We start from the raw sequence: 11,640 nt of genomic DNA on the forward strand, positions 1-11,640 counted from the left end.
TAATTTCAGATCCAGCGGGATCGCGTTCAGACGGTCGGATATGCCGTACCGCGACCGGCATCCCCCCTGCTCAAATGCCTGGCTGATTGGCTATGGTGAAGGCCTACTGGCATTTTTAGTTCTCAATCATCGGCTCCATGACTGGTCCCATTTCTGGTTCCCGCCCGCCTGCTGACAACACCCTGACTGATGCTGCCCAGTTGGCGCAGACGCTGGCCGAATTTGAGGCGCTGGCTGCCGACCTGCACTATCAGCAGGCAATTGAGACGGTACAGCAGCTGATCCAGCAGCTCGACCTGACGCCGCGGGAGCGAGCCGGACTGGAGTCCGAAATTCAGAGCTTAGACGGGCTGCTGAGCAAGCTCGAGCATACGGTTATCCACATTGCGGTATTTGGCCTGGTGGGTCGGGGCAAGTCTTCGCTGCTGAATGCCCTGGTGGGTCAGCCAATTTTTGAGACGGGGCCGCTGCACGGTGTTACCCAGCGAGTGGAGAGCGTCCGCTGGACAGCGCAGGAGCTTCAGCTTGAGACCGAGACCGCCACCGTTTACCGGGCTACGCTGCCGGGGCTGGGCGAGTCGCGGGTCGAGCTAGTCGATACGCCCGGCATCGACGAAGTCGGCGGGGAAGCCCGTCAGTCGATGGCCCAGCGAATTGCTCAGCAGGCCGATCTGATTTTATTCGCGATCGCGGGCGACCTCACCCAGGTCGAGCACGAGGCACTGAGCCAGCTGCACCGGGCCGGGAAGCCGATCATCCTGGTTTTTAACAAAGTTGATCAGTATGCCGAGGCCGAGCGCCAAACCATTTTGCAGCAGCTTCGGAATCGCCATGCTGCGGTGGTTTCACCAGATAATATTGTCCTGGCTGCTGCCGATCCGCTGGTGACTCAGGCCGTCCGCCAGGCCGATGGCCAAACGGCAATCCAGGTTCAGCGGGGAAGCCCTCAGATAGACGCGCTGAAGCTGAAGATTTTGGACCTACTCCAGCGCGAGGGTAAAGCCCTGGTGGCGCTGAGCACGATGCTCTATGCTGACCGGGTGAACCAGCAGCTGGTGGCGCGGAAGCTGGCGATTCGCGATCGCGCCGCCGAAGACGCTCTCTGGCAGGTGGTTATGACCAAAGCCGTGGCGGTCGCGGTAAATCCTGTTATGGTGGTCGATCTGCTCAGCGGGGCCGCCATTGATATCGCGCTGATTATTCGACTCTCTCGCCTCTACGGCCTGGAGATGACCCAGCAGAGTGCTGCCCAGCTCTTACAGAAAATTGCTTTGGCGATGGGCGGCCTGACCCTGAGCGAGCTGGTGGTGACGCTGGGGCTGAGTTCGCTGAAAAGTGCGCTGGGGGCAGCCGCGATCGCAACCGGCGGCCTGGCCCTGACCCCCTATTTCTCCGTTGCCGTGACTCAGGCTGCCGTCGCCGGCGTTTCGACCTATGCGATTGGCCAGATTGCCAAAACCTACCTGGCCAACGGTGCCACCTGGGGGCCGGAAGGGCCAAAAGCAGTCGTCGAGCGTATCCTAGACACGCTCGACGAAGACTCTATTCTCAACCGAATTCGCGATCAGCTGCGCAGCCAGCTTGACGCTGACCGCGTTTCTAAACCACAGCACTAGTTCGCAAAATCCATCGGCCCGGTATAACCCGAGGCATTGGCCAGCGTCTCCAGGCTCTGGGCCCCTTCTAAAAACTGACCGTTAATCTCCCAGGTGGGATAGCCACGAACTTGCTCAACCGACTGACACAGCGTAGTTTGAGGATCGCGGCCATCGGGAGCGCATTCAATATAGGGGATCTCAGCCGTGGCTGCCTGACCAAACAGTTCCTTCTGGTCGTGGCAGTGGGGACACCAGTAGGCCCCATACATCTTCGCATCGATGCTCGTGAGGTGCTGCGCCAGCGCAATTTCGGCAGGCCCAGAGGCATTTTGAACCGGCGGTCCGACTTCCCCAGCGCTACCCGCTGCCGTTGCATTGCCCTGAATCGGCGCGTAAAGACCCAAGGTTCCCACTAGCGCGACGACCGCCACAATCATCCCAATAAAGGCAATCTGGCCGCGATCTTCCCAGCGCCGTCCGAGCAGCGTCAGGACAAACATGGCCACTGTCATGGTGGCCGAAGCGATACAGTAGAGACAAACAGCCCTAATTTCAGTCGTCAGCAGATACATCAGGTAGCCGCTGAATACCATCATCGCCGTTGCCCCAACAAACAGCAGCGGCCAGGTCAGCTTTTCAAGCGACAGCCGCCGGGCCTGGGGAGCCAGCAGCGGGCCAATCGCTAACACAAACATCGCCCCGTAGGCCAGACAGCCAAACAGCGTTAGCGGTAGGCCAAAAATGGTTGCATAGGGGCTGGAGAGGACGCGCTCACAGCCATCGCTGGGGCAGGCTGCGGTCGCGCCAATCAATTTGACCAGGGTGAGATAGCCGGTACCAAAGGCACCCACCGCCGCGATCGCGGCAATCAGCGGGCGAGACCAGCGATGAATCCAAAGCGTTTCCTGACGACGACGAGCCATAATCTTGCCTGATGACGGTACGGGAACGGCGGCTTGGGGCAGCCGATCCCCAAAAAAGGTTTGGCAAATGTTACGAGGAATACTCCGAGGAATCCCCAAAGAATCCTCAAGGAATTCCCAAGTGAATCTTAGACAAAAATACCCCGGATCGGCCATGGTTCGATCCGATGGAGATGACCAGGGATGCGCACAGCATGGAAGGGGCTATGAATGAATCGGCACAGAGCGATTCTGCGGCAGCTCCAGCCGGGCGGCCAGCCCCCGCTGCATGGATTCAACAAAGCGGCCCACCCGCACCGGGTCGATCGACTGCTCGATCTGACCGCGCCGCTTCAGCGAGCTAGAGACGATCACCCCGTCGGCTGCCTGAATCAGCTTGGGAATGTTTTCCCAGTCGGCCCCGCTGCCGATGAAGGTCGGCGTATCGCCTGCCGCCGCCTTGGCCAGCTCCAAATCCTCCAGACTAGGGGGGCTACCGGTGGCCCAGCCGGAGAGGATGACGCCGTCGGCCAGGCCACGCTGAATCGTTTCCTGTACTGCTGTCGTCAGGTTGGGCGAGCCCAGGGGGCGGGCGTGCTTGACCAGCACATCGGCCAGCACAGCGACCTCCGTACCCAGCTGCCGGCGATAGCGCATAATTTCATCAGCCTGCCCTTCAATTAGGCCCTGGTCGGTCGCCATCACCCCTGTGAGCACATTCACCCGGATAAAACGGGCACCGGTGCAGGCCGCGATCGCTAGGGCGCTGCGGGCATCATTACGCAAAACGTTGATGCCAATCGGTAGCGTCACCAGCGGCTGAAGCTGCTGCACCACCAGACTCATAGCGCTGATCACCGCTGGGTCAACCCGGCCTTTAGTGAAAGGAGCATCAAAGAAATTTTCCACAATCAGACCATCGACCCCGCCCGAGGCCAGCGCTGCGGCCTCCTGCTCAGCCCTAGCCACGACCGCGTTGAGGTTACCCTGCCAGCGAGGCGAAGTGGGCAGCGGCAGCAGGTGAATTACACCAATAGCTGGATGGGGCGTATTAAAAACTTGATTTAAGTCCACTGCTGCGTCGTCTCGGACTCACAACTAAAACAGGGTATTGGGTCCATTATCATTCCTTACCCAGACCATGCCCAATATCATGCCCAGATAGAACCCAAATGGCCTCGCTCTAGGTTAGCAGCTCAGACTACTGAGAACGATTGTTTTGCAGCAATTATTCAGCAATTGTATAGTTATGTTATGGTGAGACTCTGGGATGGCGAATCTCATCACCTAGCCAACGGACAGTGCCAGCGCCTTCAATCGCTACATCCGCTCGCTGGGTCTGGCATAGGTTTTGTGCAATTTTTGTAACAGCAGTGCCGCTGATCTCGTCAGCCCTGACTAAGGGTGAACTTTTTAGACGAAAGGGTTATGGGACGCAAACCGACTATCGCGGTTTCGCATCTAGGCTGCGAAAAAAATAGAGTTGATACCGAGCACATGCTGGGGCTGTTAGCTCAGGCGGGCTATGGCATAGACGCTGATGAGGCAGCAGCCGACTATGTGATCGTTAATACCTGTAGCTTTATCGAAGCCGCTCGGGAGGAGTCGGTCCGCACTTTAGTGGAGCTGGCTGAGGCGGACAAGCGGATTGTGATCTCGGGCTGCCTGGCTCAGCATTTTCAGCACGAGCTGCTAGAGGAGCTCCCCGAGGCGGTCGCCTTGGTCGGGACGGGTGACTATCACCGGATTGTCGAAGTGATTGAGCGGGCCGAAGCGGGCGAGCGGATCAAAGCCGTCTCGGCAGAGCCCACCTACATTGCCGATGAGACAGTGCCCCGCTATCGAACCACGACTGCTGGGGTAGCCTATGTGCGCATTGCCGAGGGCTGCAACTACCGCTGTGCCTTCTGCATCATTCCTCACCTGCGCGGCCAGCAGCGCTCTCGAACGATCGAGTCGATTGTGGCTGAAGCCGAACGGCTAGTAACCGAAGGCGTGCAGGAACTGGTGCTGATCTCTCAGATTACGACCAACTACGGCGTTGACCTCTACGGCGAACCGCGCCTGGCAGAGCTACTGCGAGCCCTGGGACAGGTCGATGTGCCCTGGATTCGGATGCACTATGCCTACCCCACCGGCCTATCCCCAGCGGTGATTGATGCCATCCGCGAAACCCCTAACTTACTGCCCTACCTCGATCTGCCTCTCCAGCATTCGCATCCCGAAATTCTGCGAGCGATGAATCGTCCTTGGCAGGGCCAGGTCAACGATCGGATTATTGAAAACCTCAAGGCGGCACTGCCTGAGGCGACCTTTCGCACGACCTTCATTGTGGGTTTTCCAGGCGAGACAGAGGCTCACTTTGAGCATCTGCTGGCCTTTGTCAACCGGCATGAATTTGACCTGGTCGGTGCCTTCACCTTCTCTGCCGAAGCCGGAACTCCCGCCCATGACCTGCCAAACCAGCTGCCGCCAGCGGTCAAAGCGGCCCGACAGGAGACCCTGATGCTGGCCCAACAGCCCATCTCCTTTCGCCGGAATCAGCTCCAGGTCGGGCGCACCGTCGATGTTTTGGTCGAGCAGGAAAATCTGGCTACGGGAGAGCTGATTGGCCGCTCGGCCCGGTTTGCCCCCGACGTCGATGGTCTGGTCTATGTCCAGGGTCAGGCCAGACTGGGGCAGATTGTACCGGTCACGATTGAGGCCGCAGACACCTATGACCTCTTCGGTGAGGTCGCAGTCCCGGCCCTGGCAGCGAGTCGCTCAGGCTAATTCGCCCCACTTATTTACCCGATATCCCGATATACAGCTTCACCCGATATACAGCCTGACTGCGCTCAGCCAGTCAAAACCTTTCAACAGAACTCACAGGAAACTATTTTAATGGCTTCATTTACCAACTTAGGACTCTCGGAAGCGCGGGTTCAACACCTTAAAAAGCTGGGCTTTACCGAGCCGACTGCAATCCAGACTCAGGCTATTCCCCATTTGCTCTCCAACCGCGACGTGGTCGGACTGGCCCAGACCGGTACGGGCAAAACGGCGGCCTTTGCTCTGCCGATTTTGGAGCAGGTCAACGTGAGCGATCGCAACGTCCAGGCCCTGGTCCTCACCCCGACGCGGGAGCTGGCAATGCAGGTCAGCCAGGCGATCCAAAAGCTCAGCTCCGACCAGCGGCTGCGCGTCCTGGCCGTCTATGGCGGACAGGCAATCGACCGGCAGCTCCACCAGCTGAAGCGCGGCGTCCAGATTGTCGTCGGCACGCCGGGGCGGGTGCTCGACCTGCTGGGCCGCCGAGGGCTAATCCTCGATCAGCTCAATTGGCTGGTGCTGGATGAGGCCGATGAAATGCTCAATATGGGCTTTATTCAAGACGTTGAAAAAATTCTCAGCCACGCCCCCGGCGATCGCCAGACGGCCTTTTTCTCGGCTACGATGGCACCCACCATTCGGGAGCTGGCGGCTAAATTTTTGAAATCGCCGGTGACCGTCACCGTTGAGCAGCAAAAAGCAGCCCCGGCCCGGATCAACCAGACAGCCTACACGGTCCCCAAAGGCTGGAGCAAGGCCCGCGCCCTGATGCCGATTCTGGAAATGGAAGATCCGGAATCCGCCCTGATCTTTGTCAGAACTCGGCGGACGGCGGGCGAACTGACCCGACAGCTCCAGGCCGCTGGGCATAGCGTCGATGAGTACCACGGCGATCTTTCCCAGTCCCAGCGGGAACGGCTGCTGCTGCGGTTTCGTCAGCGGCAGATTCGCTGGGTGGTGGCGACGGACATCGCTGCCCGCGGCATCCATGTCGATGACCTGACCCACGTGATTAATTACGAACTGCCCGATAGCCTGGACAGCTACGTCCACCGGATTGGCCGGACGGGTCGGGCTGGGAAAGAAGGCCAGGCGATCGCGCTGGTGCATCCGCTAGAAAAATATAAGCTGCGGCAGGTGGAAAAGCGCTTTAAGCAGCCAATAACGCTCTGTAATATTCCTACCCGGGCGGAGATTGCGGCGCGCCATCTGCAAAAACTCCAAAGCCAGGTGCGCGAAGCGATCACCAGCGAGCGGGTCGCCTCCTTTCTGCCAATTGTGGCCCAGCTCAGCGAAGAGTATGACAGCCGCACCATTGCCGCCGCTGCCCTACAGATGGCCTACGACCAGGCCAGACCGACCTGGATGCGCGGCGACAGCAGCAGTGATGAAGAATCCGTCGTCGCCAAGCCCCAGAAAAAAACGCGGCGCTCTTCCCGAGGTCGAGTCCAAACCCGCTAGCCAGCTAGGTTCCCACACTGGTATGCAACGGCACAGTCTGCCGCCTAAATTGGCTTAAAATAGGGGCATATTGAGGGTGCCCTTTAGAACTGTGCTTACAGGAGGCATCGAGGCTGATGCTAGTCATCCTGATGGAGAATCAGCTGCTTTCGCCGCAGGCGGTCTGCCCAGGCTGTCCGATGGCCGACCAGAGTGGCCAGCCCCGCTGGCAAAGCGGTCAGCTGCGGTGCGGTCGGCCGCTAGAAAATCGAATCCAAAACGGTCCTGCCCACCAATATGAATGCCAGATGGGGTTCCGGATTGCCGAAATCCGCCCGTCGGTCTGAGCCCTGCGCTATGCTGGAAGCCTAACCTGTCGATTCAAACGATATCAAAACTCAGGAGAGGTTTGCTCATGACTTGGCGCGGGTCTACGACTGCTTTGGACCGGGTATTTGCAGCGCTGCCCTATCTATTACCACTGATGGCAACTCTACAGCTGGGGCAGTACTTCATCAGCTTTATTAGCCAGTTTCCAGCTCTTGTGCCAATTGTCCAGGTGCTATTTATCTTGATTGCACCGGTTGCGGCAATCTATGGCGCGATTCCGTTTGCCGGGCTGATCGTATTTTTCCTACTCATTTTCCTAGTGGTGAACAATACCGACATCAATCGGTTTATTCGCTTCAATACGCTCCAGGCTATTTTACTCAGCTTCATTCTGTTTATTTGTAGTCTGATCTTAGGCATCTTGGGCAACGGACTGCCGCTTCCCTTCCTGATTGAGACCCTCGCTAATGTGCTATTCCTAGGCGGCCTGGCGGCGATTGTCTACTCCGTCGTCCAGTCATTGATGGGCCAGTATGCCGAAATCCCGACTATTTCAGAAGCGGTCCACATGCAGCTGCGCTAGTCGGCTAGCCCGGTCGGGCTGGCTGGAACGGGCTGCGGCTTAAGCTGCACCGTATTTTCCAGACAGCCAATGCCTTCGATCTCAACGCGGACGCGATCGCCCACCTGCATTGGCCCAATCCCCTTCGGCGTCCCGGTCAAAACCACGTCTCCGGGCAGCAGGGTCATGATCTGGCTGATGTAGGCAATCAGCTGTTCGGGGGAGACGACCATATCCGCGATCGCGGCGGACTGGACGGGCTTTTCCTGGTCGTTCAAAAACGTCGTCAGGCTCGCCCCGGCGGGTACCTCACGGACAATCCACGGCCCCAGCGGGCAGAAGGTGTCAAAGCCCTTAGCTCGGGTCCACTGACCATCCTGGCGCTGGAGGTCACGAGCGGTCACGTCGTTAGCAATCGTATAGCCCCAGATCTTCGCCTGGGCTTCAGCTTCGCTACAGCCGGTGCAGCGCTCGCCGACAATTACGGCGAGCTCACCTTCATAATCTACCCGCTGGGTCTGGGGCGGGTAGAGAATCACGCCATGCATGGGAATCACCGCCGTTGAGGGTTTCATGAACAGCAGCGGTTCAGTCGGCACCGTGCTATCCATCTCGGCGGCGTGCTGAGCATAGTTTTTGCCGACCGCGATAATTTTGGACGGGGCGCAGGGGGCTAGCAGACGATAGTCGTTGAGCGGCAGCTCTAGCGATGTTAGCTCACCCTTAAGCCAGGGTGGTGCATCCAGCACCTGCACACTGCGGTTGGCTTGGAGAATCCCGTAGTGGAGCTGTCCTCTGGTCGTCTGAACTCGAACGTAGCGCATATCCACTCAATCGGTTGGGTTATTGGGTATGATTGTAAGTCCTTGCTCTGCTCCAGATTACCTTAGGGCTATAGCCTGCTTGGTGTGAATCTGCGATTGGGGCCATTTGTCCAAAAGGAGTCAACCATGAGCAATCTCTACGAAACGATGTACATTCTGCGGCCCGACCTCAGTGAGGAGGACGTGGAGCAGGCGATCAGCCGGTATCAGGATATCCTGCAAGAGCAGGGAGCTGATATGCTCGAAACCCAGCATCGGGGTAAGCGTCGCCTCGCTTACGAGATCAACCGATTTCGCGAAGGCATCTACATTCAGATGAACTATCAGGCCCCGGGTACGGCCATCGCCCCGCTAGAGCGAGCGATGCGCCTGAGCGAAGAGGTAATCCGCTATCTGACAACCATTTTCGAGCCGGGCATCGAAGAAGAGGAAACGGATGCTCCCTCTCAAGTGCCGCTAGGTACTTAAGCTCAGCGTTACATCGCTTAATTTTTGGGACAAAACCTGGATTTACAGCTCCCCAGATGATATGAATTCGGAGCACGCAGGCGTACAGATGCCAATTTACGCTCTGGGTGCTACATTGTCAGCAATTCTCTGTACGTAGGCAAATTGTCCAATCGTCTTGGGTGTGGACGGCAGTTTGATGTCAGCAGAGCAGGTTCAGTGTGAGGGGTTTCAATCAAGGGGGAGTCTCGTGACTCAATTAGTAAGTTTAAAGGTGACCGATGGTCACACCGAAGTCGCGCGTTTGCACGAAGAGCTGCAAATGCGTGACCAGCTAGTCCAGCAGCTGTCTCAGGAGCTGTTCCGGCTAGTTAAAGGCAATAAAGAATTTGTGCCCGCGCCGGTGGTCACCGAGCGCCATCAGGCAGAAGTGCGATCGCTGCGTGAGCAGCTCCAGGGCGTTGAGCAGCAGGTTGCCTTCTATCAGTCTCAGCTGGAGAGCCGCGATGCTGAAACCTATCAGCTGCGGCAGACCGTGCAGGAACTGACCGACCGCACCCGGATGCTAGAGCAGGTGGTGCAGGAGCTGCCTAAACTGTATAAGCAGAAGTTTGCTGAGCGGATGGCAGCGGTAAAGCAGCGAGTGGCTAAAATCCAGCAGGAGAACCGGCAGCTCCATGCTGAGCTGCACAGCGTTAGCTATCGGTTGGCGATGCGAACCCGCCGTCACAGTCACTGTCTCGATCTGCCGACGTTTCCAGCTGCATCATTACCGCAACCGGTAATGCAGAGCTTTGCCAGTCTCTAGCGGCCTGTTACAGTTTGGTCTCTAAAAACTTGACCGATTACGGTCAATTGCGATTGACAGTTCTCAAAAAAACGCGCCAAGATTAAACAGTAAAGAAAAAATAATTGCTTGGCCCGCCCTATGAACCTAGAGCTGATATCGCTTGAAACGATTCAGGCGATCGCGCATCAATACGGCTACTGGGCCATTTTCTGCGGCATTTTACTGGAAAACATGGGCATCCCGATCCCGGGGGAAACGGTCACCCTGGTGGGTGGCTTTCTGGCCGGGAGCGATGAGCTCAACTACTGGTACGTGCTGGGCGTTGCGATCGCCGGTGCCACCCTGGGCGATAACTTTGGCTACTGGATTGGCTACTACGGTGGCTGGCCTTTCTTACTGCGCATTGGCAAGCTGCTGCGGGCTCCAGAAAGTCAGCTGCTGAACGTCCGCGAGCGGTTTACTGAAAATGCAGGCAAGGCCGTTTTGCTAGGGCGCTTCGTGGCGCTGCTGCGAATTTTGGCCGGGCCGCTGGCCGGGATTGTGCGAATGCCCTACTGGCATTTCCTACTGTGCAACCTAATCGGGGCGGCGACCTGGGCTTCGGTGATGGTCAGCCTGACCTATTTTTTAGGCCGACTAATTCCGCTGCCCGCGATAGTAGGTTGGATTGCTCAGTTCACCGTACTGGCCCTGATTATCGTTCTAGCTTGGATTGGCGCACTCTGGTGGCTAGAGGCGCGGCAGCGGACAACGGCGACCGGAGAATAGGGGATTCTCTGTGGTGCAGATGGTATCTACGGGTTGAAAATTAAAGCAGCAGGCGCGGGCCGTTGATTAGGTGCGTTACGCTACGCTAACGTCACCCTACAGGTGGGCAGTTGTTGAATCCCCGACCCTAAGGATTGACAATATATTCCGACTCAAGGGGCTGCTGCTTACCCTGGTATACCAGCGCCTGATAAACCATGACGGCAGCCTCTGCCCGGGTCGTGGGCTGGTCGGGGTTGAGCTGCTCTACATCGGGATAGTTCACTACCAGGTCAGCATTTGTCGCAGCGGCTATTTTATCCACAGCCCAGTCGGGAATAGTGCTGGCGTCGGCATACTGCTGTACCGTACTGGTTGGATCATTCCCTGGCTCTAACCCTAAGCCGGTGACCAGAGCCGTCAGTGTCTGCGTTCGAGGGACGGGCAGATCAGGCCGAAAGCTATCGTCGGGGAACCCCTTCATAAAACCGCCGGTTGCCGCTTCATTGATCGCCGAAGCAGCCCAGTCTTCTTCAGAGATATCAGTAAAAGTGAGGCTGCTGCTGTTTTCCTTCAGCTCAAATGCCTGGGTCAGCAGTTTAGCCAGCTCCGCCCGCGTCACTGACTTCTCGGGCTGAAAGGTATTATCAGCTAAGCCTGCAATCAACCCGGCGCTGCTAAGTGCGTCAATATAAGGTTTTGCCCAGTAGTCCTCTGGGACATCTTCAAAGCTTACCGGTTCGCGCTCGGGCATCAGCGTCGTCGGTGCAGCTGCCTGGGCTGGCTCCCGCTCAAACTGCTCGCGGATAGACTGCTGACGCTCCAAAAAGCGGATGGGGGGATCCTCACGAATAGCGTCTTGCCGCCTTCTAACTCGCCGCTCTAGATCGCTTTCTCGATTCTGGGGGGCTGGCAGCGAAGAGACAAAGGGTGGTTCATCCACTGGAGCTTCCTCTTCGCCAAAAAGATCAAATCCCCGATTTTCAGGCTCAATTATCCGCTCAGTCCCTTCCGCCAGCAGCGGCGTCGCGAAGAGATTTACTCCAGTCCGAGTCAACCCCCAAAACAATACGCTGCCCAGAGTTGTAAAAGCGACAAATAGTGCAATCAGCTCATCGCCGGTAAGTCGGCGCGGGTTGGACGGCGGTTCTGGTGAAGCTTGGGACACGGGATGCTGAAGATGGGAAAG

At 57.6% G+C, this 11,640-nt stretch carries 12 protein-coding genes; 8 read left to right on the forward strand and 4 right to left on the reverse strand.

Annotation, left to right across the window (positions count from 1 at the left end):
* The first annotated feature begins 137 nt into the window (after positions 1-137).
* Entirely contained in the window at positions 138-1,616 is a 1,479-nt protein-coding gene (locus IQ241_RS06275; protein WP_193905564.1) for a GTP-binding protein, read from the forward strand.
* Here the strand turns inward: IQ241_RS06275 and IQ241_RS06280 are convergent.
* Together IQ241_RS06280 and btpA are read right to left on the reverse strand one after the other, a co-directional pair.
* Positions 1,613-2,521, reverse strand: a complete 909-nt coding sequence (locus IQ241_RS06280; protein WP_193905608.1) for a vitamin K epoxide reductase family protein — start codon at positions 2,519-2,521, stop codon at positions 1,613-1,615. The genes IQ241_RS06275 and IQ241_RS06280 overlap by 4 nt on opposite strands.
* Before the next feature lie 204 nt (positions 2,522-2,725).
* Positions 2,726-3,574 (reverse strand): photosystem I biogenesis protein BtpA, encoded by an 849-nt coding sequence (gene btpA, locus IQ241_RS06285; RefSeq protein ID WP_193905565.1) that lies wholly within the window; start codon positions 3,572-3,574, stop codon positions 2,726-2,728.
* A gap of 354 nt (positions 3,575-3,928) precedes the next feature.
* Here btpA and rimO point away from each other — a divergent pair, with 354 nt between their 5' ends.
* The 4 genes from rimO (at position 3,929) to IQ241_RS06305 (ending at position 7,664) form a co-directional block, all read left to right on the forward strand.
* Positions 3,929-5,272, forward strand: coding sequence for a 30S ribosomal protein S12 methylthiotransferase RimO (gene rimO / locus IQ241_RS06290; protein WP_193905566.1), 1,344 nt, complete (start codon positions 3,929-3,931; stop codon positions 5,270-5,272).
* A 111-nt stretch (positions 5,273-5,383) separates the two neighbouring features.
* Positions 5,384-6,772, forward strand: coding sequence for a DEAD/DEAH box helicase (locus tag IQ241_RS06295; protein ID WP_193905567.1), 1,389 nt, complete (start codon positions 5,384-5,386; stop codon positions 6,770-6,772).
* 116 nt (positions 6,773-6,888) lie between these two features.
* Positions 6,889-7,098 carry a hypothetical protein gene (locus IQ241_RS06300; protein ID WP_193905568.1) on the forward strand — a complete coding sequence of 70 codons (210 nt, stop codon included), beginning with the start codon at positions 6,889-6,891 and terminating at the stop codon, positions 7,096-7,098.
* 68 nt (positions 7,099-7,166) lie between these two features.
* Positions 7,167-7,664, forward strand: a complete 498-nt coding sequence (locus tag IQ241_RS06305; protein WP_193905569.1) for a Tic20 family protein — start codon at positions 7,167-7,169, stop codon at positions 7,662-7,664.
* Here IQ241_RS06305 and IQ241_RS06310 read toward each other — a convergent pair.
* Positions 7,661-8,473 (reverse strand): fumarylacetoacetate hydrolase family protein, encoded by an 813-nt coding sequence (locus tag IQ241_RS06310; RefSeq protein WP_193905570.1) that lies wholly within the window; start codon positions 8,471-8,473, stop codon positions 7,661-7,663. The genes IQ241_RS06305 and IQ241_RS06310 overlap by 4 nt on opposite strands.
* A gap of 120 nt (positions 8,474-8,593) precedes the next feature.
* Between IQ241_RS06310 and rpsF the strand changes: the two genes are divergently transcribed.
* From rpsF to IQ241_RS06325, 3 genes are all read left to right on the forward strand, one after another.
* Positions 8,594-8,935: a 30S ribosomal protein S6 gene (gene rpsF, locus IQ241_RS06315; RefSeq protein WP_193905571.1), complete on the forward strand. Its 342-nt coding sequence runs from the start codon at positions 8,594-8,596 to the stop codon at positions 8,933-8,935.
* Positions 8,936-9,164: 229 nt separating this feature from the next.
* The gene (locus tag IQ241_RS06320) at positions 9,165-9,722 is read left to right on the forward strand and encodes an Npun_F5560 family protein (RefSeq protein ID WP_193905572.1); all 558 of its coding nucleotides are present in this window, start codon (positions 9,165-9,167) and stop codon (positions 9,720-9,722) included.
* A 120-nt stretch (positions 9,723-9,842) separates the two neighbouring features.
* On the forward strand, positions 9,843-10,472 hold the full coding sequence (locus IQ241_RS06325) for a DedA family protein (protein WP_193905573.1): 630 nt from the start codon (positions 9,843-9,845) through the stop codon (positions 10,470-10,472).
* A gap of 127 nt (positions 10,473-10,599) precedes the next feature.
* Here the strand turns inward: IQ241_RS06325 and IQ241_RS26150 are convergent, their stop codons facing one another.
* Positions 10,600-11,619 carry an S-layer homology domain-containing protein gene (locus tag IQ241_RS26150; protein WP_193905574.1) on the reverse strand — a complete coding sequence of 340 codons (1,020 nt, stop codon included), beginning with the start codon at positions 11,617-11,619 and terminating at the stop codon, positions 10,600-10,602.
* Between the last annotated feature and the right edge of the window lie 21 nt (positions 11,620-11,640).

This window comes from Vasconcelosia minhoensis LEGE 07310 (assembly GCF_015207255.1).
Classification (GTDB): Bacteria; Cyanobacteriota; Cyanobacteriia; order Phormidesmidales; family Phormidesmidaceae; genus Vasconcelosia; species Vasconcelosia minhoensis.

Bases quoted from the DNA above. Each gene is read 5' to 3' on its own strand.
- IQ241_RS06275 (WP_193905564.1), top strand. From the start codon at position 138: ATGACTGGTCCCATTTCTGGTTCCCGCCCGCCTGCTGACAACACCCTG.
- IQ241_RS06280 (WP_193905608.1), bottom strand. From the start codon at position 2,521: ATGGCTCGTCGTCGTCAGGAAACGCTTTGGATTCATCGCTGGTCTCGC.
- rimO (WP_193905566.1), top strand. From the start codon at position 3,929: ATGGGACGCAAACCGACTATCGCGGTTTCGCATCTAGGCTGCGAAAAA.
- IQ241_RS06295 (WP_193905567.1), top strand. From the start codon at position 5,384: ATGGCTTCATTTACCAACTTAGGACTCTCGGAAGCGCGGGTTCAACAC.
- IQ241_RS06300 (WP_193905568.1), top strand. From the start codon at position 6,889: ATGCTAGTCATCCTGATGGAGAATCAGCTGCTTTCGCCGCAGGCGGTC.
- IQ241_RS06305 (WP_193905569.1), top strand. From the start codon at position 7,167: ATGACTTGGCGCGGGTCTACGACTGCTTTGGACCGGGTATTTGCAGCG.
- rpsF (WP_193905571.1), top strand. From the start codon at position 8,594: ATGAGCAATCTCTACGAAACGATGTACATTCTGCGGCCCGACCTCAGT.
- IQ241_RS06325 (WP_193905573.1), top strand. From the start codon at position 9,843: ATGAACCTAGAGCTGATATCGCTTGAAACGATTCAGGCGATCGCGCAT.